21 protein-coding genes are annotated in these 24,776 nt (G+C 64.6%); 7 read left to right on the forward strand and 14 right to left on the reverse strand.

The features are described 5' to 3' along the window. Nucleotides 1-27 precede the first annotated feature (27 nt). From nuoD to IIB36_07160, 6 genes are all read right to left on the reverse strand, one after another. The gene (nuoD, locus tag IIB36_07135) at nucleotides 28-1,200 is read right to left on the reverse strand and encodes an NADH dehydrogenase (quinone) subunit D (protein ID MCH7531529.1); all 1,173 of its coding nucleotides are present in this window, start codon (nucleotides 1,198-1,200) and stop codon (nucleotides 28-30) included. 107 nt (nucleotides 1,201-1,307) lie between these two features. Beyond that, on the reverse strand, nucleotides 1,308-2,018 hold the full coding sequence (locus IIB36_07140; GenBank protein ID MCH7531530.1) for an NADH-quinone oxidoreductase subunit C: 711 nt from the start codon (nucleotides 2,016-2,018) through the stop codon (nucleotides 1,308-1,310). 3 nt (nucleotides 2,019-2,021) lie between these two features. Further along, nucleotides 2,022-2,708, reverse strand: a complete 687-nt coding sequence (locus IIB36_07145; GenBank protein MCH7531531.1) for an NADH-quinone oxidoreductase subunit B — start codon at nucleotides 2,706-2,708, stop codon at nucleotides 2,022-2,024. Further along, a complete protein-coding gene (locus IIB36_07150; protein ID MCH7531532.1) occupies nucleotides 2,699-3,055 on the reverse strand; it encodes an NADH-quinone oxidoreductase subunit A in 357 nt (118 codons plus the stop codon). The genes IIB36_07145 and IIB36_07150 overlap by 10 nt, the downstream gene beginning before the upstream one ends. Before the next feature lie 467 nt (nucleotides 3,056-3,522). After that, entirely contained in the window at nucleotides 3,523-4,002 is a 480-nt protein-coding gene (locus IIB36_07155; protein MCH7531533.1) for a type II secretion system protein, read from the reverse strand. Then, nucleotides 4,002-4,517 carry a hypothetical protein gene (locus IIB36_07160; GenBank protein ID MCH7531534.1) on the reverse strand — a complete coding sequence of 172 codons (516 nt, stop codon included), beginning with the start codon at nucleotides 4,515-4,517 and terminating at the stop codon, nucleotides 4,002-4,004. Before IIB36_07160 ends, IIB36_07155 begins: the two co-directional genes overlap by 1 nt. Before the next feature lie 144 nt (nucleotides 4,518-4,661). On the opposite strand from IIB36_07160, the gene IIB36_07165 reads away from it, so the two are divergent. Both IIB36_07165 and udk read left to right on the forward strand, forming a co-directional pair. Continuing rightward, nucleotides 4,662-5,342 carry a metal-dependent transcriptional regulator gene (locus tag IIB36_07165; GenBank protein MCH7531535.1) on the forward strand — a complete coding sequence of 227 codons (681 nt, stop codon included), beginning with the start codon at nucleotides 4,662-4,664 and terminating at the stop codon, nucleotides 5,340-5,342. Nucleotides 5,343-5,344: 2 nt separating this feature from the next. Then, entirely contained in the window at nucleotides 5,345-5,965 is a 621-nt protein-coding gene (gene udk / locus IIB36_07170) for a uridine kinase (protein ID MCH7531536.1), read from the forward strand. A gap of 53 nt (nucleotides 5,966-6,018) precedes the next feature. Here the strand turns inward: udk and IIB36_07175 are convergent, their stop codons facing one another. From IIB36_07175 to IIB36_07195, 5 genes are read right to left on the reverse strand one after another with little or no spacing between them, the layout of a single operon-like run. Beyond that, the gene (locus tag IIB36_07175; GenBank protein MCH7531537.1) at nucleotides 6,019-6,969 is read right to left on the reverse strand and encodes a hypothetical protein; all 951 of its coding nucleotides are present in this window, start codon (nucleotides 6,967-6,969) and stop codon (nucleotides 6,019-6,021) included. Next, nucleotides 6,969-9,329, reverse strand: a complete 2,361-nt coding sequence (locus tag IIB36_07180; GenBank protein MCH7531538.1) for a TonB-dependent receptor — start codon at nucleotides 9,327-9,329, stop codon at nucleotides 6,969-6,971. The genes IIB36_07175 and IIB36_07180 overlap by 1 nt, the downstream gene beginning before the upstream one ends. 53 nt (nucleotides 9,330-9,382) lie before the next feature. Beyond that, a complete protein-coding gene (locus tag IIB36_07185) occupies nucleotides 9,383-12,655 on the reverse strand; it encodes an efflux RND transporter permease subunit (GenBank protein ID MCH7531539.1) in 3,273 nt (1,090 codons plus the stop codon). A gap of 4 nt (nucleotides 12,656-12,659) precedes the next feature. Beyond that, nucleotides 12,660-13,889 carry an efflux RND transporter periplasmic adaptor subunit gene (locus IIB36_07190; GenBank protein ID MCH7531540.1) on the reverse strand — a complete coding sequence of 410 codons (1,230 nt, stop codon included), beginning with the start codon at nucleotides 13,887-13,889 and terminating at the stop codon, nucleotides 12,660-12,662. Then, the gene (locus IIB36_07195; protein MCH7531541.1) at nucleotides 13,886-15,349 is read right to left on the reverse strand and encodes an efflux transporter outer membrane subunit; all 1,464 of its coding nucleotides are present in this window, start codon (nucleotides 15,347-15,349) and stop codon (nucleotides 13,886-13,888) included. Before IIB36_07195 ends, IIB36_07190 begins: the two co-directional genes overlap by 4 nt. 152 nt (nucleotides 15,350-15,501) lie before the next feature. On the opposite strand from IIB36_07195, the gene IIB36_07200 reads away from it, so the two are divergent. Together IIB36_07200 and IIB36_07205 are read left to right on the forward strand one after the other, a co-directional pair. Further along, nucleotides 15,502-16,257 (forward strand): helix-turn-helix transcriptional regulator, encoded by a 756-nt coding sequence (locus IIB36_07200; protein MCH7531542.1) that lies wholly within the window; start codon nucleotides 15,502-15,504, stop codon nucleotides 16,255-16,257. A gap of 94 nt (nucleotides 16,258-16,351) precedes the next feature. Further along, nucleotides 16,352-17,347 (forward strand): pyridoxal-phosphate dependent enzyme, encoded by a 996-nt coding sequence (locus tag IIB36_07205; GenBank protein MCH7531543.1) that lies wholly within the window; start codon nucleotides 16,352-16,354, stop codon nucleotides 17,345-17,347. Between the two features lie 5 nt (nucleotides 17,348-17,352). Here the strand turns inward: IIB36_07205 and ligD are convergent, their stop codons facing one another. Together ligD and IIB36_07215 are read right to left on the reverse strand one after the other, a co-directional pair. Beyond that, nucleotides 17,353-19,866, reverse strand: a complete 2,514-nt coding sequence (gene ligD, locus IIB36_07210; GenBank protein ID MCH7531544.1) for a DNA ligase D — start codon at nucleotides 19,864-19,866, stop codon at nucleotides 17,353-17,355. Nucleotides 19,867-19,918: 52 nt separating this feature from the next. Beyond that, nucleotides 19,919-20,869 (reverse strand): NmrA/HSCARG family protein, encoded by a 951-nt coding sequence (locus IIB36_07215; protein ID MCH7531545.1) that lies wholly within the window; start codon nucleotides 20,867-20,869, stop codon nucleotides 19,919-19,921. Nucleotides 20,870-21,161: 292 nt separating this feature from the next. Here IIB36_07215 and IIB36_07220 point away from each other — a divergent pair, with 292 nt between their 5' ends. Next, nucleotides 21,162-22,037 carry a Ku protein gene (locus IIB36_07220; protein ID MCH7531546.1) on the forward strand — a complete coding sequence of 292 codons (876 nt, stop codon included), beginning with the start codon at nucleotides 21,162-21,164 and terminating at the stop codon, nucleotides 22,035-22,037. 22 nt (nucleotides 22,038-22,059) lie between these two features. Further along, complete coding sequence (locus tag IIB36_07225; protein ID MCH7531547.1) at nucleotides 22,060-22,902, forward strand: tetratricopeptide repeat protein; 843 nt, start codon at nucleotides 22,060-22,062, stop codon at nucleotides 22,900-22,902. Nucleotides 22,903-22,979: 77 nt separating this feature from the next. Here IIB36_07225 and IIB36_07230 read toward each other — a convergent pair whose 3' ends face one another. Beyond that, a complete protein-coding gene (locus IIB36_07230) occupies nucleotides 22,980-24,611 on the reverse strand; it encodes a peptide MFS transporter (GenBank protein ID MCH7531548.1) in 1,632 nt (543 codons plus the stop codon). On the opposite strand from IIB36_07230, the gene IIB36_07235 reads away from it, so the two are divergent. After that, nucleotides 24,612-24,773 carry a hypothetical protein gene (locus tag IIB36_07235; protein ID MCH7531549.1) on the forward strand — a complete coding sequence of 54 codons (162 nt, stop codon included), beginning with the start codon at nucleotides 24,612-24,614 and terminating at the stop codon, nucleotides 24,771-24,773. It begins immediately after the preceding gene. The last annotated feature ends 3 nt before the right edge of the window (nucleotides 24,774-24,776 follow it).

Here is a 24,776-nt window from a genome sequence, read left to right on the forward strand (position 1 = left end):
ATCCAGGGTTCCTGAACGGAACGTCGCTCACCGGTCGATCTCCCCCAGCACGATGTCCAGGCTCGCGTTGATCATGATCAGATCGGACAACAGGTGGCCCTCGGCGAGCTTCGCGATCACGGACAGGTTCACGAAAGACGGCGGACGCACGCGCCAGCGCACTGGCTTGGTGTCCCCTTCTTCAGCGACCAAATACATGCCGAGCTCGCCCTTGGAGCCTTCGATCGCCAAGTAACAGTCGCCCTCGGGGGCCGGAATGCCGTCGGTGATGACCTTGAAATGATGGATCATGCTCTCCATGTCGGACATCGCGTCCGTCTTGGAGGGCAGCGAGATGTTCGGGTCCTCGACGTTGATCGGTCCCCCCGGCAAGCGATCGAGCGCCTGGTGGAGGATGCCCACGCTCTGCTCCATCTCTTCCATGCGGCACAGGTAACGGTCGTAGCAGTCGCCGTGCTCGCCGATCGGTATCTCGAAGTCGTACGTCTCGTAGTCGTAGTACGGGCGGTCCCTACGCACGTCGTAGTCGACGCCGGTGGCGCGCAGGTTCGGGCCCGTGAAGCCGTAGTTGATCGCGTCTGCACCGTTGATCACGCCTATGCCCTGCGTACGCCCAATGTGGATCTGATTCCTGGTCAGCAGCTGGTGTATCTCGGCGAGCGTCTTCGGGAACGTCTTCAAGAACTCGCGCAGCGCGTCTGTCCACCCCGCGGGAAGATCCGCCATCATACCGCCGACGCGCGTGGCCGACGTCGTGATGCGGGCGCCCGTAAGCGACTCGTGCAGCTTGTAGATGCGTTCCCGTTCCTGGAAGGAGTACAGGAACGGCGTGAACGCACCCACGTCGATGGCGGTCGTGCCGAGCCAGAGCAGATGCGCGAAAATCCGGTCCATCTCCATGAGGATCACCCGGACGACCTTGCAGCGTTCGGTGACCTCGATGCCCATGAGTTTCTCCACGGACATCACGTAGGCGCAGTTGTAGATCAGCGGCGCCAGGTAGTCTATGCGGTCGGTGAGCGTGACGATCTGATTCCACGTGCGGTACTCGCCCAGCTTTTCGAACGACGAGTGCAGATACCCGATATGCGGGACGACCTTCTTGACCGTCTCGCCGTCGAGCTCGCAGACCAGCCGGAGCACGCCGTGCGTGGCCGGGTGCTGCGGCCCGATATTGATGAGCATGTGCTCGGTGCTCATGTCCGGCTCCGCGATGTCGAACGGAGCGATGGGGCTGAGCGAGGGGTTTCCGTCCACACCCATCTCGCGTCCGCGCCCCAGCTCGAGCTCTATCGTCTTCTGCGCCATCAGGCGTCTTGCTCGGCGTCATGCGACGCGGGCGTACCGACTTCGACGGGTGCCACCTCTTGCGGGGCGTGTCCGGCACTCAGGTCCTCCGCGAGGTAGAAGCGCTCCACATCCTGGTTGAGCGCCCGGCGAGTCTGTTCCGCCCGAGAGAAGCGGCCGCGCAGCGGGAAGTCCTTCCTGAGCGGGTAACCCTCGGCGTAGTCGTCGGGCATGAGGATGCGGCGCAGATCCGGGTGGCCCTTGAAGGTCACGCCGAAGAGGTCGAAGACCTCGCGCTCCAACCAATCAGCCGCCTTCCAGAGGTCGACGATCGAATCGATCTCGAGCGCATCGAGCGGCAGCTCACAGCGGACACGCAGCTCGCGCTTGTGCACCGTCGAGTACATCTGGTAGACCACATTCACAGGTCGGCCACCCCCATAGTCCACGGCAGTCACGTCGGACATCATGTCGTAGCGATGATCGGGATCCGCCTGCAGCCAGCCCAGGATCTCGTGACTCCTCTCCGGGGCGATCCAGACGACGTGCTGGCCGCTTACGTATACGCGGTGTCGAACCACCGCATCGCCGAAACGCTCCATGAGTGCGGCGACCGAAGCGTGCTCGCTCGGATCGCCCTCGTTGCCGCTGTGGTCTGCACTGGATACGTCAGAGGAGAGGGGACCCTCGTCGACCGCATTCAGTCCGCTCCCGCCTTTCTTGTCCGTCATCGGCTACGGAAGGAGATCGTCGGAGGTTGATCCAGCACGGACCGCCTCCCCGGTCGACAGCTGATCCTGCTGTGTCGAGTTCCCAAACGGACCCGAGAGCTCGGCCACTTCGACGTCGCTCGCCCGCGGCTTGGCCACGAGCGTCGGGTCCTCGGCGCGGTGCTCGAAGTGACGCGTGAGCGACTCCTGGCGGATCTTCTCCTGGATCATCATCAGCCCATAGATCAAGCCTTCTGGACGCGGCGGGCACCCTGGGATGTAGACGTCGACTGGAACGATGGTATCGATTCCCTGCACCATCGAATACACGTCGAACACGCCGCCCGAACTCGCACACGCGCCCATCGAGATGCACCACTTCGGTTGCGGCATCTGGTCCCAGACTCGGCGAAGGACCGGAGCGAGCTTGTACGGTACGCGCCCCGCGCAAATGAGCACGTCTGCTTGACGCGGGCTGAACGACATGCGCTCCATGCCGAAACGAGCGAGGTCGAAGTTGGACGCGGCCGATGCCATCATCTCGATCGCGCAGCAGGCGGTGCCGAAGGGCATCGGCCAGAGGGAATTCCTCCGGCCCCAGTTGACGATCCAGTCGATCTTGCTGGTTAGGAAGGTCGGGCTACCCGCTCCGAAGATGCCGCCCGTCGTAGCGCTCGTGCCTCCGCCGGGCAGAATGTCTTTCAGTCCCATTCGAGACCTCCTTTCTTCCACTCATAGAGGAGACCGACGGCGAGCACGACGACGAACATGCTCATCGCCAGGAAGGCGCTCCAACCCAACTCGCGCATCTGCACAGCCCAAGGGATCAGGAAGATCGTCTCCAGGTCGAAGACGATGAAGCTGATCGCAACCATGTAGAACTTCACGGAGAAGCGTGCCCGCGTACTACCGAGCGGGATCATGCCCGACTCGTAGGGCATCAGCTTCTGGGGCGTGTCACGGCGCGGGTTCAGGATGTGCGATACAACCACCATCCCGATAGCATTCACGATGGAAACGCCGAACAGCAGAAGGAGGGGGAGATAGTCTCCCGACATGGTGCCGGTGGGTTTGTGAAATAGTTCACTAAGGTCGCAAAAAGGTACCCGGCGCGCCTCTGGAGTGTCAACCTGGCGATCGGCGGTTTTTCGTTATTTTTCGCCGGTTTGCAGGACGTTCCGTGACCCGTGTATGTTGGGTGCTCCCAGCGCACACGCAGCGACGATATCGGCCTCTCGATCCACGTTCTTAACCTCACAGCGAGCCCCGAGCCCTAGGGAGCCTCTGCACAGGTAGGGCGCGCCGCGCGACCCACGCCTTCGGCGCGGGTGCCCGATCTCGCGAGTTCAAGAGTAGGAAGGACGACGAGTCGTAGCCGTAGCGGGCACCGCCGCCGAAGGCGGTGGTCCGAGGAGGAGAGACGACCTATTGGGCCGCGACCCCCCTGCGCCCAACACCGAGTGTGAAATACATACTGGTTCGTGGGTTACGGTGGCACGGCCCGCTGTACTTCTACCACGGGCTGCTAACTACGGTCGATTACGATCGTGTGGGTATTGCCGACGGAGAAGACGACCGCCCCGCCAAGCAAGGCCGCGATCGCGTTCCCGAGGTCGTCCTCGTCAGCAACGACCGAGACGCCGATCAGCATCGTCGTATTCGGATCTCCCGGCAGGCCACCGGGCAGCGACCAGCTCTCGAAGTCGAGCTGATACCCATCCCCAGAGAAGGTGAAGCCTTCGGGTAGGTAGGGACCGAGCCCCGTTGGAATCACCCCGGCCGCGGTCTCGGCGGGCCAAGCGAGCAGATCGGCTTGGTAGTTGAGCGCCGCGACGCGCACGACCTCCATGGTCGACGCCGCGTCGGTGGCTCGAGCGCGGTAGATCATCGTTTGCACGTTGGGAATCGCCAACCCGGCCAGAATACCCATGATCGATGCTGCGATCACAAGCTCGATGAGCGTGAACCCTCCGCGGCGTGAATCACGGCGCTCGATCCGGCTCATCAGGACTCCCCCCGAAGCTTGCTTGCCGCGTCGGAGCCGACCCACTCGTTCGCTGATTCGGACGAGTCGTAGCGCACCACCTCAGTCCCGATCGTCGCGATCAACTCGTACCGGTTCGCCCCGATCATGAAGTACTCGACACCCGGGACCGTGCTGCCCGCGTCTTCGAGTGCTGCCGGAAGCTCGCCGTTTTGTTCGCGATACTCGTCCACTCGCATCGCCTGCATGTACATCGCCAACCTCATGTGGTCGGTCTGCTGCTCGATGGGTGCAGCCTCAATGGGGTTCATGACGACCCACGCCGGCGGTGCGATCAACAAGTAGACGGCGAAGGCGCCCAGATTGATGCCCAACGGAAGCACCCACTTCGCCTGCGTCTTCTGCGGCCGCTTTTTCTGCTGGGCCTCGTCGCGCTCGGCGGCAACTTTCAATACGGCCGAAACGGCGTCGGCCGCCTCCTGGCCCGGCGTCTTATTGCCTGCGTGATAGGGGCGTATGCGGTCCTTCGAACTCATTCCGGACCCGTTGAAACATTTCGTCGAGCCACACCGATGCGCCCGAACAGGTTTAAAAGTTATACCAACACCCAGGACGGCCCAAGAAAAAAAGCATCCGGTGAACTCTCGACGACCTGAATGCGCCTCAGTAGCTTCGAAGCCATGCCACAGCGCGAACTCTCACGGTCAGTCGAGGACTATCTGAAGGCCATCTTCGGGCTTTCCGATGGCGGCGATCCAGCCTCCACCAGCGCCATCGCAGAAGCTCTGGACGTTCAGCCGGCCTCGGTAACCGGCATGGTCAAGCGACTGGCCGAGGCCGGACTGGTGGGCTACGTACCCTACCGTGGCGTCCGGCTCACCGGTGCCGGCGAGCGGGCAGCGCTCAAGGTCCTGCGACGCCACCGCGTCATCGAGACCTACCTCTGCGAACTGCTGGAGTACAAGTGGGACGATGTGCACGCGGAGGCGGAGCGCCTCGAACATGCAGCCTCCGATGAGCTCGTCGACCGCATGGCGACCGCTTTGGGCTCCCCGAGTCACGACCCGCACGGCTCTCCCATTCCAACACGAGCCGGCGAGATCGAGGCCCCGAAGCTGGCGACGCTTGCGGACGCGGCACGCGGAACGAGGGTGCGCATCCGCGAGGTCCGCGACGAGGAAGCCGACGAGCTCCGCTCTATGGCGGCCGACGGGCTCGTGCCGGGGGTTGCGGTGCTGGTCGACTCGACCCAGGACGTGGACGGGGTCGTAGGCGTCACCGTCGGTGGCGACGAAGGCGTCGCCCTAGCGGTCCAGGACCACCTCGCCCGGCGAATATTGGTGGTCCCGGACGAAGCCTGACCGTGGGGCGACGGCCTGTGATCCTCGGGGTCGCGGGTGGTTCCGGTTCTGGCAAGTCGACGGTCGTGCGCGAACTCGTCCGGTCGCTCGGTGACGACGTCGCCTCCGTCATTCGGCACGACTGGTACTACCGGGATCTCGTGCATCTGCCGTTCGAAGAGCGAGCGGCGGTCAACTTCGACCACCCCGACAGCCTCGAGACCGAGATGCTCGTGAGGCATCTGCGGGAGCTGCTCGCAGGCGATGCAATCCACGCCCCGACGTACGATTTCTCGTCCCACACTCGTGGCGAGCGAACGGTCACTGTGAAGCCAACGCCGGTGATCGTTCTCGATGGGATTCTGGTTCTCGCCCACGCGGAGCTGAGAGAGGTCATGGAGCTGGCGGTCTTCGTGGACACGGAGCCAGACGTACGTCTTATTCGGCGGATGCGACGCGACACCGAGAAGCGCGGACGAACCGCTGAATCCGTAGTGGAGCAGTACGAGAAGACAGTGCGCCCCATGCATCTGGAGTTCGTGGAACCCAGCCGGCGCTACGCTGACCTCACGATCCACGAAGGGGGCTTCAACCGGGCAGCCGTCGACCTGGTGATCGACCGTGTGCGGGAAATCCTTCGCTAGTGCTAGTGCTAGTTGCTAGTGCTAACGGCCCACTGTACCTCAGCCACGGGCAGCTAGGACGCTGGGCAGGCGGGCACCGAGAAGGCGCCACCCAGGGGAGCCGGGTCCACGACGACTTCGAAAGTGCGGGTCACCGTAGATGCGAAGACCCCCGTGCCGTCCCCGCGAATGCTCGGCACGCGCACCTGCCCCGACGGGTTGAAATTGCCGCCCCGGACCCAGTTCACATAGTTCCGGTCCGTCGCCGAAATCATCACCGCCGCCCGGGTACCCGGCGGCAGGCCGTCCTGGAGGCTCGTCGCGAGTTCCTGGTCGAGCTCGAAGCGGCTGAAGATCCCGAACTCACCGGGAAACACGATCGTGGTGTCGGAGGCCGAGATCGAGAGGCCCAGCAGCTCCAACGTGTCGCTCTCCACGTCGATTCCCAGCAGGGCGAACGCGTCCTTGATGCCCACGATCAAGGTCTCGTTCACGTACGCCCACGTGCCCTCGGACGCCGTCCAACGAACCGTGAGCGGAGTGCTCGGTGGGAGTAGACACTGCGCCCCCTCCGCGACACCCAGGATCGCGAAGTCCCCGGGCACGACCGTGGCGCTTGTCAGCGCCCCACCCGAGGCGAGATCTATACGCAGTCGGAGGTGGTCCCCCGGACCGAAGGGCGCCGAGGCCGTGGGCGCCATCCAGTAGCAAGAGCCCGTACCACCCTCGGGCGTCGCGCTGACGCACCTCTCGATCGCGGTCGCCGCGAGTTCCACGCTCGGTCCGCCATCTCGTGTGATGACGATCCTGGCGCCCGGCACCGGATGGAAGCCCTCACCCAAGCCACCGACGGTCCGGTGCAGAAACGCGGTCACGCGGTCGCCGCCGAAGAGGCCCTCGCCGATCTGAACGTGCACCTCCGCCACGATCACGTCCTCGACATCGACGATCGTGATCTCCTGGAGCGTGCAGCCCCCGAGAGCCAACGACACGACCATGGCCCTGATCCGACGCCCCCCAGCCATCAGAAGTGCACCTCGAAGCCGAACGTAGGGAGAATCGGGAACATCGAAATGCCGGAGCGCGTCGCTGGAGAGCGGTCGTATTCATAGAAATAGAAGAGCACGTTGCGCTTGTCGTAGACGTTCACCAGGTCGACGTGGGGCGTGATCGTTCCCCACGACTTCTCGAATGACTTCCGGAAGCTGGCGTCGAGCCGATGGTAGGTCGGGTACCGAGACGCATTGCGGCTCTCGAGCGCGACAGCATAATCGCTCAGGTCCGTATGTTCGGCCGCGCCCGCCCACTGGAGGCGGCCACCGCCGACGACGAACTGCGGCGAGTAATATGCGTACGACCCGATCGCGCGCGTGTAGGGGGTGCCTGTGCCAACGTTCCAGCGCAGCCCTCCCTGCCAGCCCCACGGGAGCGGATAGCGCAACACGAGGTCGACGTCGAGCCGACGATCGAAGATCGGGGAGTATGTGATGGACGGCTGGGGCGCCTCCGGGGACAACACATCCGGGAAGGTCCGGTCAGCCCGAAGAAGGGAAATGGCGATCCAGCCGTTCACATCGCCCGTCTCCTTGCGCAGGAGCAGATCCGCGCCGTACGAGAGGCCGTCGCCCGAGAGAATGTCGTCGAAGTCGTCGTTGGGGTCGTCGGCTACGTTGAAAGTCACCACACCGTCGAAGGACCGCACGTAGGCCTCGATCGACCAGAACCAATCGATGTCTCGATACCCCTCGACGCCGAGCTGAAGCTGATCCGAAACCACGTGCGGCGCCCTCGCGCCCGCGAGCACCCAGAAATCCAGTCCCAGAGGGAGTTCCTCGTCCCTGAGAGAGTGAAGGAACTGCGTGTACCGCCCAGCCGCGACCTTCACCGCGACGTCGCCGCCATCGAAGAAGCGCTTGGCCGCGAGCCGAGGCGCCAGCTCGAAGATCCGATCGCCGGGGTCCGGGCTCCACGCGTCGAGACGCAGACCGACCTCGAGCAACCATTCTCGTGGGCGAGACCAGGATGTCTGGGCATAGGTGCCAAGTAGCCACCCATCACCCTCACCGCTACCGAATTCCGTGCCTCCCGTCTTGAAGAGATTTCGGTACGAGAGGCGCTCGAGCACCCCTCCAACCCTGACGCCCATGGTCGGTGTCGGGCGCGTATCGAGATCGACGCGGAGCTGGCTCTGTGCGATCCGACTGGTGAGCTCTGTATCGGCGAAGTCCGGGAAACTCAGGCCGGTCCCGTAGCGGCTGACGTTCGCGCGGACGTCGAGAGAGCCACCGCCGCGGCGCGGGTGCGTCCACCTGCCACCGAATACGTCGTTGCCCCAGTCCCAATCGATACGGAGGGGAAAGTCTTCAGCGTCGAGCCGCGTGAGATCGAGCACATCCTTTCCGGTGTATCCGGTAAGCGTGATGCGATCGCCCGACTCAGTCCAACCCTCCATCACGGTCTGGAGATCGGTGAGGTGATACGGAAACTCGAACACGGGCTTCATCAGGATGTCGAAGTACGACCGCCGGGCCGAAGTGCGCCATTTGACGTTCGCGAGACCCAAGGAGTGCGCTGTACCGCGGGGGAGACTGCCGCCTATTGCGACACGACTGGCGAGCAGAGAGATGCCGGCGTCGATCTTGAAATCACCGTCGCCGGGATCGCTCTCGATCTGGAGGACTGACGAGACCCGACCGCCGTGCTCCGCCGGGAAGCCCCCCGAATACAGTTCGGCCCGGTCGAGCATGTCCGCGTTGAACACCGAGAAGAACCCGCCGAGATGGAACGGGCTGAAGATCGGCACGCCGTCCAGTAAGATCAGGTTCTGATCGGCCGAGCCACCCCGCACGTGGAAGGAGGCCGAGAAGTCTGTTGTGGATACGACCCCGGGCAGAACCTGGATCGCTCGGATCGGATCAGCCTCGACGACACCAGGCAGTTGCTTGAGGTCCGAGAGCTTGATCTCACGGACTGTCGCGCCTCCGAGCTCCTCAAAACGGATTCGCGCCCTGCTCCGCTCCGCTTCGACGGAAATGCCCTCGACCTCGATGGCCTGGCGTACCAATCGGAGGTCGTACTCGAGCGTTTGCCCGGCGCCAAGCGTCAAGACCTCCGTCTGTTCGCCGTAGCCGAGTGCCTGAACCAGAAGCTGATACGTTCCGGCGGGCACTGATGCGAGCCGGAACGAACCGAGGCGGTCGGTATCGGCCGCACCGATGGTGATGGTCCCTGCAAGCAGCCGGACCGTCGCACCGTACACGGCCGAGCCTTCCTCGCCGCGGATGCGCCCTTGAACGGTCCCCGGCTGTGCCTCGAGCGGAAGCCACATCCCGAGCAGCGCCCCGAGAGCGAGCAGACACCGCACCGCCCATCTATGTACTGGCAAATTGATCCTTTCCGATGATCGCTTCACTCTCCCGTGGCCCACTAGCACTAGCACTAGCGTCCCCCTCCGGTCGCGCTGAGCTCGGCCGCCGACATCGGCAGCCGACTCGCGCTCCGCCCCACCCACCACGCCTCCGCGTTCGCCTGAACCATGGTCAGTGCAGGCACCAGCAGCATCAGGATCGCCGTCGCGAACACGATTCCGAAAGCGAGCGACGCCGCCATCGGGATCAAGAACTGAGCTTGTAGACTGCGCTCGAAGACGAGCGGCGCAACTCCCAGGAACGTCGTGAGCGAGGTCAGCATGATGGGGCGGAAGCGCGCCTTCGCGCCGGAGATGATCGCGTCGCGTGCGCTCATCCCCTTCTGCCGTTGCTCGTTGATGAAATCGATCATGACGAGCGCGTCGTTCACGACCACCCCAGACAGCCCGAGGATCCCGAAGATCGAGAGCAGCCCCAGAGAGAGGCCCATGGCGAGATGGGCCCACAACGCCCCGACGATCCCGAAGGGGATCGCCGCCATGATGATGAGAGGTTGCACATACGAGCCGAACGGGATCGCGAGCAGCGCGTAGATCACCAATAGCGCCAGGATGAATCCCCGCCCGATGGAGCTGAACGACTCCTGCTGTTCCTGTTGTGCCCCGCCGAAGCTGACGCCGAGCCGGCCATCTTCGGCGGCGATGGCGGGGATGATGACTTCCGCCAGTTCGCGTGTTGCCACCTGGCCGGTCACGATGGCCGGGTCGACGTCGCCGGTGATCGTGAGGATGCGCCGACCTTCCTTTCGGCGGATCGTGGTGGGCGAGCCACCGAGGGAGACTCGCGCGATCCGATCCAGCATGACCTGGCCGCCGGCCGGCGTGCGCACCATATAGTCCCCGACGTCCGCGATGGCGTCGCGCTCGTTCTTAGGTAGGCGCACATAGACTCGTATGTCCTCCCTTCCACGCTGCACCCGCAACGCCTCGTCTCCGAAGAACGCGGCGCGGACCTGTCGAGCAACCTCCTCCAGCGTGAGGCCCAGAGTGCCGGCTTCGGGCTTCAAGCGTAGCTGAATCTCTTTGAGTCCCTGATCCTGGTCGGTCTCCACGTCGAAAACACCCGCCAGCGCTTCCAGTTCGGCCACCACGTGACGACCGATCGCTGCCAACCGCACGGGATCGGGGTGCGACAACTCCACTTGAATCGGCGCGCCGATGTTGACGATATCTGCGGAGAACGTCAGTGAGCGGACCTCCGGAAGGTTGCCGATTTCCTCTCTCCAGACCTGCTCGAAGCGTGACGCCGGAATGGTCCTCTCTTCCGCGCTGAGCAGCCGCACGTTTACGTACGCCCGGTTCCCGACGGAACCGCCCGGCGCGAAGGACGCGACCGGCCCACCGAGCGCCGGTGATTGGCCCACTACGCTATAGACGCCCCGAACGAGCGGCGGGGCGTCCGCTGACCGCTCGGTCTCCAGTCGTTCGACTGCGCGCTCGGCGGCCAGGCGAATCCGCTCCGTCACCTGCCGCGTGCGCTCGACCGAGGTGCCCTCCGGCATCTCGAGGTCGGCGATCACGTTGTCGCCTTCCACCGCTGGAAAGAACTCGACCCGGATCAGCCCCGCAGGTATGAGCGCGACGGATAGAATGACCAACGCCACCGCCCCCGCGATGATTATGCCGGGCTCCCTGGTCGCGAATCGCAATCCCCGCTCCAACGGCCCGTGTATGAAGGCCTGAAGCCGCCGGTCGACCGACTGCTGGATCCGAGCGATCCCGCGGGTTATACCGGATTTCCCGCGCGCGTGTGGCTCGGGCAGGTGCGAGAGGTGGTGGGGCAGGATCAGGAGCGATTCGATGAGCGACAACGTCAGTACCGAAATCACGATGATGGGGATCGCCCCAAGGATCTTCCCGATCGCGCCGGGCGCGAAGAGCAGGGGTGAGAACGCGGTAATCGTGGTGAGAACGGCGAAAATGACCGGACCTGTGATACGCTTGGCGCCACGCACCGCTGCGAGCAGGCCCGGCACTCCACGCTCTCGCTGCGTGTAGATGTTCTCCCCGACCACGATCGCGTCGTCCACCACGATTCCGACCGCTAGGATGAAGCCGAACAGCGATATCACGTTGATCGAGACGCCGAGCACCATCATCACCGCCAGCGTGCCGATGAAGGACATCGCGATCCCGGCCGCCACCCAGATTGCGAGGCCCAGCTCGAGGAAAAGCGACAGCGCGACGAGGACCAGCAGCAGGCCGAGCGCAGCGTTCTTCAGCATCAAGCGCAATCGGTCCGCGAGCAGGTCTGCGTCGTTGTTCCATATCTCGAGGGAGACGCCTTCGGGTAGGCCTGGAATGATGTCTTCTGCAAGCGCGACCTCGATCGCGTCCACGATCTCCAGCACACGCTCGTTGGACGTGCGGTACACCTCCACGAGCGCGGCGGGCCGGCCGTTGTAGCGCGTGATCAAGTCCGCCTCTTCAAAGCCGTCGATCACGGTCGCGATGTCCCCCAGGCGGACGACCGTTCCGTCCGGACGGCTGATGACCACGATCGACTCGAAGTCCTGCTGATCGTAGTTCTGCCCGAGCGTGCGGATGCGCACTTGCTCGTCGCGCGTCTCTATGCTTCCGGCCGAGAGGTCGAGGCTGCCCTGGCGCACCACCCGCGAAATGTCGCCGAGCGTGAGACCCAAAGCGCGGAGAGTGCTCTGATCGACTTCGATCGAAATCTCGTACTGCCTGACGCCGCTCGTCTCCACGAACGAGATCTCATCGAGCTCGGAGAGCGCATCCTCGGTCCGGTACGCGATCTCCTTGAGCGTGCGTTCGGAAACGTCACCGAAGATCACGAGTTTGATGACGCTCTGGCGGTTGGTGAGCTCGCGGATCTCCGGCCGCTCCGCGTCGACCGGGAAGGTCGTGATCCGGTCGACTTCGGCCTTCACGTCGTCGAGCACCCGGCTCGCGTCCGCGCCCAGCGCGAGCTGCAGCAAGACCGTACCGAGGCCTTCCGCGGCGGTGGAGGTGATCTCATCGATTCCCTCCACCGACTGCACCTGCTCCTCGATCCTGAGCAGGATCGATTGCTCGATCTCGTCCGGCGTCGCGCCAGGGTAGGGGACCGAGACCATGACGATGTCGAGGCTGAACTCCGGAAAGACCTCCTGGACGAGAGTCCCCATCGACACGAATCCCGCCATGATCACGAAGACCATGAGCAGGTTAGCCGCGACCTTGTGCTTCGCCATGTATGCGACCGGGCCGTGGTAGTCGTCGGCCGCTCCCCGCGGCTCGTGCTCCTTCGGCGCGGGCTCGTCTTCGGGCGTCCGGGTCATGGGGCTACTGCCTCCCAGTACCGGTCGGCGCGTCGGCCAGGCGCACTTGCATGCCGTTGGTCGCGACGGTGACGCCCCCGACGATCACGAGCTGTCCGTGGGTGAAGTCCCCGATGACGTAGAGCAGCTCGTCAGTCGCCTGGAGCACGTCGGCTACGACGATCTGCACGCGCCCGTCCGCGCCGATCGTCCAGACGTCGCCGCCCTGACGCAGAGCGCGGCGGGGTAGAACGAAGTACTCGGCCAGTTCGAGCCCATCGATGGTGACTTGAACGAACTGTCCGACAAGGAGCGGCGGCGCCACGCCAGCCTCCGAATCCGCATCGACCGCCTGACCTCGCTTGAAGGGATCGGGGACGCGTACCACGACGGCGATCGTGCGGCTCTGCTCGTCGAGCGCGGTTTCGGCCCGGTCGACGTATCCCTGCCAACGGAAGCGCCGAGCGCCGTACTCGATGGTCACGACCGCCGGAATCGAGCGGTCGTCGTCACCGGCCTGGAGCGACCAGAGGTTCGGAATCAGCGCGGCATCGTCGTCGGACATAGGGACCACGACCTCGACCGCGTCCGAGGCGTAGATCTGCCCGAGACTTTGTCCGGGAGCGACGAAGCGCCCCACGTCTGCGACCTCGGCACGGACCAGCCCGTCGAAGGGAGACGTCACCGCGGTTCGGGACAACGCCAACTCGGCATCGCGCAGCTGAGCTTCGGCGCGCGCGAGTCCAGCTCGGGCCGCCTGGAGTTGGGGCTCGCGCAGCACCAACGGACTCGGGAGCGCCGCGCCGTTTCCTCTCCGACTCTCCCGCGCCCGGAACTGTTCGTACTCGGCCCGAGCGATATCGGCCTCCTCTTCAGCCAGGAGTAGCGCGACCCGCTGCGTGGCTACGTCGGCTTCAGCCTGCTGCACGCGATTCTCGTAGTCGGCGGGGTCGATGCGGACGAGGACTTCACCCGCGGACACGTGGCCGCCGCTCTGCAGGTTGGGGCTGACCGCCACGATCTTGCCCCCCACCTCGGGCGCGATGTCGATCTCCCAATGTGGACGCACGGTGCCGCTTCCGAAGACCAGAATCGGACCGGACCCCGCGACCACTTCCTCGACGGTCACGACGGGCGACTCCGGCTCGGGGGGTCGCCGTGGGGGCTCGGGCCGCAAACTGATCATCACCTGCGCGACCGCAACGGCGCCGATGACGATTCCGGCCATGGCGAAGAGACTTCTGCGATTCGTCATGAAGTGGTCTCGATTGGGGTCCATCCGCCGCCGAGGGCGCGATGGACGGCGAGACGGGCCAGCGCGAGTTCCGTGCCCGCTGCGGAGAGAGTGGACTGCACGCCGAGCAACGTGCGCAGGGCGTCGAGGTAGTCTGTGTAGCCCACCACGCCAGCGGCGTAGCGGCGGGCCTGTAGGTCGGCAGAGGCCTGAGCTTCCTCGCGCTGGGAAGTCAGGAGCGCATGGCGCTCACGCTCTTGCTCGTAGCCAGTGAGGGACGTCTCCACCTCGTAGACGGCGGTCAAGACCGCCCGGCCGAAGGCCGCGGCGAACTGGACGTATTGGGCCTCGGCCGCCTTCACATTGTTGCGTAGCCGCCCACCCTGGAAGATCGGAGCCGTCAGCCCCCCCAGCAGGCTGCTGAACCACTGACCCGCGTCGAAGAGCCCTCCTGGATCGCTACTCTGCTGCCCCACCGACCCCGCCAGGGAAAGCGTGGGAAGGAGCTGGGCTTTGCGCGCTCCCACGCGGAAGCGGGCCGCCTCCAGACGCTCGGCCGCGGCACGCAGGTCGGGGCGTTGCAAAAGCAGGTCGGCGGGGATCCCCGTGTCGATCGCATCGAAAGGCAAGGTCGGATCGAGTTCCGCCAAGAGTCCGCCGATGCGGCCGGCGAACTTCCCGATGAGCACCGCCATACGGCCCTCGGCGTCGGCGAGTTGCATCTCGATTTGTGGGAGGCTGGCCTGCACCGTTCGCAAGTCGAGGCGCACCTGGTACAACTCCAGCGAGGAAACCAGTCCTCGGTCGTAGCGGGTCTCGGTGAGCGCCTCTCGCTCCTCGAGCACGTCGACGGTCTCTCGGCTCAGCCCCAGGCGCTCCCGCAGATCGCCGATCTGGAAGTACGTGGAGATCGTCTCGGAGAGGACCCCGAGCCGTGCTGCGTGCAGGTCCGCACGGGACGCCATGAGATCGGCCGCGGCGGCCTTCCCGTCGTTGCGGGCGCGGCCCCAGAAGTCCAACTCCCAGGAGAATCCCAGCGACGCGGAATACGTGGTGAAGTCGAAGCGGTCGAAGCTCGGACCCGCCCGCGCGGAGTCCCCCCCCAGTCGACCCAAGGCTCCGCCTATCCCCGTGTTCGCGGGCTGGCTCGATCGGCTCACGTCTCCTCCAGCCTGGACCTGCGGGAAGAGATCCGCCCAGGCGATGCCCGATTGGGCTCTGGCCTGTTCGACTCGCGCGACGGCCTCGACCAGATCGAGGTTGGAGACGAGCGCGGAGTCGATCAGCGCGTCGAGCGTGGGGTTGCGGAAGTCGCGCCACCACTCGAGCGGCGCGTATGCGCCTGTGGCCTCCGACTCCAAGAAGGTTTCGGGAAGAGCCTCTACCGGCTGAGGCAGCTCGGGGTCGGGCGCGAACGAGCAGCCCACCGTGGCCAGAAGGGCGAGGGCCGCGTGTCGTCGAGGCTGGATCGTCGTCCGCATTCGTTCTTTCGTCTTCATACGCAGCTGTTAAGATCCGCTGGAGCCCCATGGTCATACCACGGGTGGATCGCCCGTCAGCGAACAGCGGTGGTGACACGTTATTATAGCAACACTATATGATCGTGTCAGGGCTTGCAAGCTATGAGCTACCCATGAAACCAGAGACCCCGCAGGACGTGCGCGAGCGCATCCTCGATGCGGCGCTGCGCCTGATCGAGACCCGTCCTCAAGAGTTCACCATGGTGCGGGTTGCCGCCGGCGCCGGCGTATCGCGAGCAACGGTCTATCGTCGATTCGGCAGCGTCGAAGGCCTTCGGTCCGCGCTGTGCGAAGCACGAGGGGTCACCGTCTCCCCGGATCGGGCCGGCACGCACGCCAGAGTTCTCGACGCCGCTCTGTCCGAGTTCACGCGAGCGGGCGTGCACGGCGCCACAATGCAGGGCATCGCCGAGCTCGCCGGCGTGAGCCCGATGACGCTCTACAACCGCTTCGGCGACAAAGAGGGACTCGTGCTCGCTCTCATTTCCGAGAGGGGACCGATCAGCCTGTCTCTGGCTTCTCTCGCCGGCGCGGAGAGATTCGAGGACAAGATCACCGCTTTCGTGACGGGTGTGCTTCAGATCATTGAGGACCAGCGCGACCTGTTCGGGCTCGTCGTCGCGCCCGATCCCATCACCAGGCGGGCGTTCCAGCGCATGAAGGCCAATCACGGGGATCTCCCCTTGGCATCGCTGCTCGAGGCCGCCGAACTCCCGCCGGAGATCGACCCGCGCGTTGCACTCTCGAGCTTGATGGGGATGATCATCGGCAACGCGGTGATTCGCCCGATTCTCTTTGGCGAAGAGGTCGCCGACCGGGCCGTTCTTGCGGAGCAGATCACCCGATTGTTCATGAAGGGTGTCTCCTGACGGGTCCTGCCGCGAACGTGCTTCCCAGTGCCCTACCCGTGCGAGCCTACTACTTCGACCACTTCGTGCTTCGCCTTCCCGATGGACATCGTGCATGAGCGCGTCTATCGCGCTCGAGCGGCTACACAATTGGCCGCGCATGATACTCGCGAACTTGCCCACGCCTCTGTACGCGGCCGAGCGGCTGGCCGCCGAGCTGAGCGATTCACCTATCGATCTCTACGTGAAGATGGACGCCGAGACAGGCTTCGCCCTCGGCGGCAACAAGGTCCGCAAGCTCGAGTTCGAGCTCGCCCCCACGAGGCTCGAGGGCGTCTCCCGACTACTGACCGCGGGCGGCCCGCAGTCGAACCACTGCCGCGTGACCGCAGCAGCCGCGGCCAGGCTGGGCTTGAAGTGCACTCTCGTCTTGAGCGGCCCGGAGCCGACGAACCCCACCGGCAATGCGCTGCTTCACCGACTCTTCGGGGCGGAGATCGTGACGGTGGCGGACCGGAGCGAACGCACCGGTCGCTTGGAGTCCGTCGCGATCGAATGCGGCGCCCGGGGGGAACACGCGCTCGTCGTGCCCATCGGCGCGTCCACGGGGCTCGGGTGCCTCGGGTACGCACAGGCGGCGGTCGAATTGATGAAGCAACTCGGGGACCTTGGACCTCGCCGCGAGCGGACCTGGCTCTTTGTGCCGACTTCGTCGTGTGGCACGCTCGCGGGCCTACTCTTGGGGATCTCCCTCCTTGGACGCGAGGACGTGCAGTTGGTCGGAGTGAGCGCCGACGTGAGCGCTGCGGAACTCACCGCCTGGACGCTGGAAATTGCCCGAGACGGAGCCGAATTGCTCGGCTGGGAGGGCCACATGCTCGGCAACCTCACGGCGCTCGACGACCAGGTGGGCGAGGGATACGGTATCCCGACGCCCGCGGCGCTGGAAGCGCTCGAGCTCTTCGCGCGCACCGAAGGGCTCGTGCTCGACCCCACGTACACGTCGAAGGCCGCAGCCGGACTTGTCGCCTGGGCGCGTGCGGGAAAGTTCTCCGTCGGAGATCGAGTGGTGTTCCTGCACACGGGTGGCCACCCCGGCCTGCTGGCCTGAGGCCTTCACTCGAACCAATTCGTCAGTCGTTCGAGCGCCCCCAGCAGATCGGGCTCCAGCTCGAGCACGGGCCGTAGCGGGTCATCGCCGAGGCGCTTCATGCGCCTGGGCACGCTCTTGATGGTGTGGCTCGCGACGGTGAGCCTCCTGTTGACCTCGCTCCACTTGAGCGGCGCTGACACGGGTGCTCCGGGCTTGGGACGAACCGTGAACGGCGCGACCAAGAGACGGCCATGTCCGTTCTGAACGAAGTCGACGTAGACCTTTCCGTGGCGCCGATCCGGATTGCGCGTTAGAGTCGCGATCTCCGGCCGCTCGGCGACGACGACTCGGGCGAGAAGTTGTGCCATGGTTCGTGACTGCTCGTAGGTGAGCTGCCTGCCCAGCGGCACCAGCACGTGGATCCCGGTCGATCCGCTCGTCTTCGGGAACGACGGCAGACCGATCTCCTCGCACAGGTCGTGGATCGTGCGCGCGATCTCGACCACGTCGGTGAAGGGTGCCTCCTTCGGATCCAGATCGAGGATGCACCAGTCGGGGTGAGCCAGCGTGGCGATCCGACTGGACCACACGTGCAACGGGATCGTGCCCATGTTGATGACGTAGAGCAGCGACTCGACGTCTTCCGCAACGAAGTACGAGAGTTCCCGCTCCGAACCCTCGCTCCACACGGTCACACGCCGGAACCAGTCTGGCGCGTAGGGTGGAGCGTCCTTCTGAAAGAACGACTTTCCGTCGATACCGTCCGGATACCGGGTCATGACCAGCGGACGGTCTTCGAGGTACGGAAGCATCCATTCCGAGACCTGCCGATGGTATTCGATCAGGTCGCCTTTCGTGTAGCCTTCCTCGGGCCAGAACACCTTGTCGAGGTTGGTGAACGGTACGGTCCGCTCCTCGATCATCTCCACCCGCTCGGGTGGCTCGGCCTCACCCCCGAGCGCCCCCTCGACAACACACTCCGAGGGCCGCTTATCGGTGCGGAATCGAGAGAACGACGGCTGACGCAGGAGTCCCTGGTCGGTGAACTCCTTGTACTTCACCTCCGCGACGATCTCAGGGCGAACCCAGTGGTGTCCCTTCCCCTTGGGCACGGGGCCCCTGGTACAGGCGCTCGAATCAACCTCGATGTCCTCCAGCAGTGAACGTACGCCGTCGAGCTCCGAGTCCCTGAAGCCGCTTCCGACGTTGCCCAAGAAGACCAGATCCTCCCCATCGTACTGGCCGATGTGCAGAGAACCGAAGCCGCCGCGCGACCCTTTCGGCTCCGTCCAGCCGACGACGACGAAGTTCTCGATGCGAACTGTGCGAACCTTGATCCAGCTCCTCGAGCGCCCGCCCCGGTACGGCGCGTCCGCCCTCTTGCCGACGATTCCTTCGAGGCGCATCGCCTCGACGTGCTTGTACATCGCCTCCCCCTGCTCCGCGATGTGATCCGAGTAGCGGATCGGCCCCACAGAGGGTAGAACGTCCTTCAGGATCTGCTTGCGCTCCAGCAGGGGCAGTCCGCGCAGATCGTGAAGCTCTAGGCCGAGGATGTCGAACGCGTAGTAGGTGGCGGGCAGCTCGACGCTCGCGCGCAGTGCATCGGCCACCTTCAGGATTCGACCCCTCCGTTGGAGGCGGGAAAAGGACGGTTTGCCCTCCCCGTCGTTGACGACGACTTCGCCATCGAGCACGAGACCTTCATAGGGGAGGCCCCGAACCGCGCGCGCGATCTCAGGAAACGTGGGGGTCATGTCGTGCCCGGCGCGCGAGCGCAAGTATGGCTCCCGACTCGAGCGCTCGGCCAGGAGGCGATACCCGTCGTACTTCAGCTCGAAGATCCAGCCTTCTCGGCTGAACGGCCTCTCTTCGCTCGAAGCGAGCATGAGGCTGACCTCGTTCGCTGAAACGGCCCTCTCCTTCGCCCCCATCCCCGCGATCCGTTCGGCCAGCTCGTCGGCAAGGGCATCGGCGTTCGGAAACTCGTCCACCGTGAGTCCGGAGTAGATCGAGTCGTCGGGATAGTCCTCCGTGCTGCCCGCCTCGTCGATGTAGGCGTCCCGCTCCTTGATGAACAGCCACGAATTGGGCGCCTGCTTCGTCTTCACCAGGGTCCAGTTGCCGAGCAGTTTGTGGCCCCTCAGTTCGAACAGGAGCTTCCCCTTCTCGAGGCCCTCCTTCGGATCCTCGAGCGGTACCCACACCCCCCGATCCCACACGATCATCGCACCGGCGCCGTACTCGCCCTCGGGAATGATACCCTCGAACTCCGCGTACTCGAGCGGATGGTCCTCGGTCTTCATCGCGAGGCGTTTGTCGGCCTGGTTCGGTGAGGGACCCTTCGGGATGGCCCACGAGAGCAGCACTCCGTCCAGTTCCAGGCGCAGGTCCCAGTGCAGGTTCCGCGCGGCGTGCTTTTGCACGACGAAGATGCTGCCACCCGCGACCACCCGCCCGCCAAACGGCTCGGGCGTGCGGGAGGCGGTGCGCTTTTCGCGATACTTCGCGAGGCGTTCGTCGCGGGTTGGCGTCATCGCGTCGGCGAGGGAACCGGCGAGATCGCCGTAATGGTCGAGGTTGGGCGGCTCAGTGCCGGGGGATCCTGCTCCCATTCTTCTCGAGCCAATGCCCAAAGCTCTGTAGCCCGGAGTTCAGCCGCCGGGCCACATCGAGGTCTCGGGCGCCCAAAAACATCTCCTGGAAGTCATGCTTGAACTGGAACATGTTGCCCAGGTCCTCGGCACCGGGGAAGTCGAACGACCGGTATTCGTCGAAGGACACGGGATAGTAGCTCACGGGTTCGCCGAGCGCCGTCGACAGCCCAGCGGCCATCTCCATCCCCGTCGGGTGCTCACCCGCGATCCCGATGGTTCGACCCACGTGCTTCAGGCCCTCTTGGAAAACCCCGTAGGCACACCGTCCGATGTCGTCCGCCGCGATCCCGGGGAGCTTCTTGTCTCCCATGGGGAGTGCGAGGACCAGCTTGCCGTCCTCGCCCCGCTGGGGTTCCATACCGAAGTGGATGAGGTTGTCCCAGTAGAACGAGGTGAGAAGGAACGTCGTCGGTACCCCAGCCTCCCGGAAGAAGTCGTCGGCTTCACCCTTGGTGTCGAAGTGGGGGACCTTGTACCGCTCCATGAGCGTGGGCATCCGGTCGTCCTCGAGCGGAATCCAACGCCGTGTGTCCTCGAGCGTCGACCAGATGACATGCTCTACGCCCACATCCTTCGCGGCGTTCGCCATCGAGCGTGCCTGTGCTAGCTCCTTTTCCGGCGAAAAGTGCTCCCAGAAGAAGGTCACGCAGTACGCCCCATAGGCGCCCTCGAAAGCGTCCCGGATGCTCGCCTCGTCGTCGAGGTCTGCACCGACGACCTCGGCACCGGAATCGGCGAGCGCTTTCGCCTTGTCGGAGTCCGGGTTGCGGGTGAGGGCTCGGGCCGCGAAGCCCTCATCGGGGTCGTCGAGGATTGCGCGCACGAGTCCACCACCCTGCGCCCCGGTGGCACCGGCCACCGCGATGATTCTCTTGTCTGCCATCTTCCCTCCCAATCGCCTGGTTTTTCGTTTCAAGTCGGTCACGTGACCCTAGGGCGCTGACCCATCGGGAGCAAGGATCATTCGCGGTCGGCCTACGCCCACACGCTAGAACTCGGGTAGCCCCGCCGCGTGCAAAGCCTCAAGCAGTTGGTCGATGGAAGCCTGGGCGTCCCGAATCGCCAAGTCGAGGGCGTTGGGATCGGTGTTCCAGCCGAAGAACCACGCATGGAACTTCACGTAGCTGCGATACGCCTTGCCCCGGTTTCGTGCATGAACATATGTTTTTCGCACTATGGCAGCGCGCGCAATCGGAACGTCGACCATCGCCTTCGGGCTGGTCTCCCTCCCCGTGAAGATCTACTCGACGGGCGAGTCGTCTCGGAAAGTCTCCTTCAACATGATCTGGAAGGAGCGAGGCGTCCGTGTCCGGCAGCAGTACATCGACCCGGCGGACGGCACCGTCGTGCCCAAAGAAGAGATCGTAAAGGGTTACGAGTTCGCGAAGGGACAATACGTGCTCTTCACGAAGGAAGAGCTCGAGGTCGTCGAGGCTCCCAAGTCCGACGAGATCGAGATCGTCAGCTTCGTGCCCGCGGACAGCGTGGGGCGCCTGTACTTCAACAAGGCCTACTACCTCGGGCCGGACAAGGGCGGCGCGCGCGCGTATCGCCTGCTTTCCGCGGCGCTGCGTAAGACCGAGCGCGTCGCGATCGCCAAGCACGCGACACGCGGAAAGCAGTATATCGTCATGATCCGTCCGCACGACGAAGGCCTGCTCCTCGAGCAGCTCTACTACGCGGAGGAGATCCGCTCCTTCGACGAGGTGCCGCTGGAAGAAGGTGACGTGAACGACGCAGAGCTCACCCTCGCGATCCAGTTGATCGACCAGGCGGCCAGTGACGGCTTCGACTCGACCCAATTCAAGGACGAGGTGCGAGAGAAGACGCTCGAGCTGATCCAGTCCAAGGTGGACGGGCAGGAGATCACCGCCGCGCCTGCCGAGGAATCGAAGACCCAGATCATCGATCTCATGGCCGCTCTCAAGGCCTCCATCGAGGAGGACGAAGAGGAGCGCAAACCGGCGGCACGCGCCGGAAAGAAGAAGACCGCTGCCAAGAAGTTATCGGGAAGCAAGGAGTCTACGCGCAAGAAAGTCGCGTCGGGCTGATTCCCCCTCTGCCGCAGATGGGATGAAGGGCTACACGACCCGCGAGGTCGCGGAGGTCGTAGGTCTCTCTACCTCAAAGATTCTTTCCTGGACCAGGAGTGGACTGCTCACGCCGCAACGCGGTCCCCGCGGCGCGTATCTGTTCTCGTTCCAGGACATCGTACTGCTGCGCACAGCCCGCGATCTACTCACTCAAGACGTGCCGGCGCGGCGCGTTAGGGAGGCGCTCGAGGCACTGCGGGAACAGCTCCCCGTGGGACGCCCGCTCAGCGCGGTCCATGTCTCGGCTGTCGGAGACCGAATCCTCGTGCATGATGACGACGCGGTCTGGGAGCCGAGCTCAGGTCAACTGCAGATCGACTTCGATGTGGTCGACGTAGCGGAGACGGCAGCGCCGGTAGCCCGCCGAGCATTGGAGGCGCGCGCCGACGAGGACAGCATGAGCGCCGACGACTGGTTCAACACCGCGCTGGATCTCGAAGCAGTGACCAGCGACGAGGCGATCGCCGCCTACCAGAAGGCACTCGCGCTGGAAGCCGACCATGCCGACGCACACTTGAACCTCGGGCGGCTCCTGCACGAAGACGGTCGGGTCCGAGAAGCCGAGTCGCATTACCGCAACGCTACCGACGCCGACCCCGAGAGCGGCCGCGCGTTCTACAACTTGGGCGTGGCGCTCGACGATCAGGGACTCGGGTCGGGCGCGATCGAAGCGTACCAGGCCGCGCTACGGCTCGACGCGGACCTGGCGGTCGCGCACTTCAACCTGTCGCGGCTCTTCGAGGCCGAGGGGCGGCGGCCGGACGCCCTCCGGCACCTCGCCGAGTACAAGCGGCTCATCGAGCGCGGCGGTCTAGGGGCCTAGCAGCCCGTCCCGTGAGCGTCTTGACACTGCCGGTCATGTCAAGCCTCCTCTCATGTCCAGCCTCCCTTCTCTAAATCCTACTTGACCCCACCCATGAGCTTCTTCACGAGTGGGCTTGCCATCAGCGCGAAGATCGCGATTCCGGCGGTGATCATCGCGACGATCCGGAACAGGTCATCGAACGCCATCGTTTCGACGCGGCCACCCACGAGGCCCGCGAACACGTTGCCCAGCGCGGCGCCCACGAACCAGATCCCCATCATCTGACCGACGCGCCGTTCCGGCGACAGCTTCGTAATGGCCGAAAGTCCGATCGGCGAGATGCACAGCTCACCGACGGTGTGCAGGAAGTAGGTGACTACCAGCCACGCGGGCGACACCAGGTCGCCGTTCGACGCGTTCGCGGCACCCCACGCCATGACGAAGAAGCCCGCGCTGAGCCCCACCAGGCCGAGCCCAAACTTTATCGGCAGCGACGGATTTCTCTGCCGGCTGTCGAGCCACACCCACATCATGCCGAAGACGGGCGCCAACAAGATGATGAAGCCCGCGTTCACCGACTGGAACCACGACACCGGAAATTCGTCGGGCCCGATATTCGTGAACGGGATCTTGAGCGCGAAATCCCTGAAGGTGGCGTCCCGCGCGAACAGGGTGAACGACGTGCCAGCCTGCTCGAAGCCGGCCCAGAAGACGGCGATCAAGAGAAATAGCCAGAAGATGACCGCCATCCTCTTGTTCTCTTCGACCGTGTGCCCACCCCAGGTCCATATGTACACGAAGTAGAGCGCGACCAGCACAAGCACACTGGTCCCCAACACTGTTGCGATCTGGGTGAGCGTCACCGGAATCGTCCCGTTCGATACCAAAAACCCGAACAGCGCGACCGCCGCGACCACGCCGAAGAACGTTCCGAAGAACTTCCTCTCCTTCGCGGCCACCTGCTCCGGAGTGTCATCGGTCTTGAGCCTGCCGATGTCGCCGAGCTTCTCCATGCCGATGCGGTACTGGATGAGGCCGAGGATCATGCCCACACCGGCCGCGCCGAAGCCCCAGTGCCAGTTGTATCCCTCAGCGAGAAAGCCGGTGACGAGAGGACCGAGGAGCGCGCCGAGGTTGATCCCCATGTAGAAGATCGAGAAGCCGGCGTCGCGACGCGCCCCACCCTCCGGGTAAAGCTCACCGACGATCGTGCTCACGTTGGGCTTGAGTAGCCCCGTGCCGCAAATGATGAAGACGAGCCCGAGGAAGAACGTGAACGTGCTCGGGATCGCCATCGTGAAATGGCCCGCGGCGATGATCCAGCCACCGACCCAGATGGCCTTGCGCTGACCCCAGAGGTTGTCGGCGACCCAGCCACCCGGGAGCGCGAGGATGTATACCAGGCCGGTGTACAGACCGTAGATCGCTCCCGCCGTCGCCACGTCGTAGCCGAGGCCGGGATTGGTCCCAATTGTGGCGGTCGTCATGAACAGCGTGAGCAACGCGCGCATCCCGTAGTACGAGAAGCGCTCCCACATCTCGGTGAAGAAGAGCGTCGACAGGCCCCGAGGATGTCCGAAGAAGGTCTTTTCGCCGAGGTTCGGATTCTGTGGTCCTTCGAACGCAGCGCCGGTGCTCAAAATCGGTCTCCCGTTGTCTGATTTCAGTCCGAAACGGCCGGTAACGTAAGGGCCACGCCATGCCCCACGCCAACCACTCCGAACCATTTGACGCTTCCCGCTGTCAAAGCTTGCGAGGTCCAGCCCACCGACCCGGTGAGCGTGCTGGTCGCGGCGGGGGCTTTGCTCACGGCGGGGATGCTGGCGGCACTCGTACCGGCAGTGCGCGCCAGTTCGACCGATCCCGCGGTGGCGCTGCGGGCTGAGTAGTGG

The sequence above is a fragment of the Gemmatimonadota bacterium genome (genome assembly GCA_022560615.1).
In the GTDB taxonomy this organism is placed as follows: Bacteria; Gemmatimonadota; Gemmatimonadetes; order Longimicrobiales; family Gaopeijiaceae; genus UBA1138.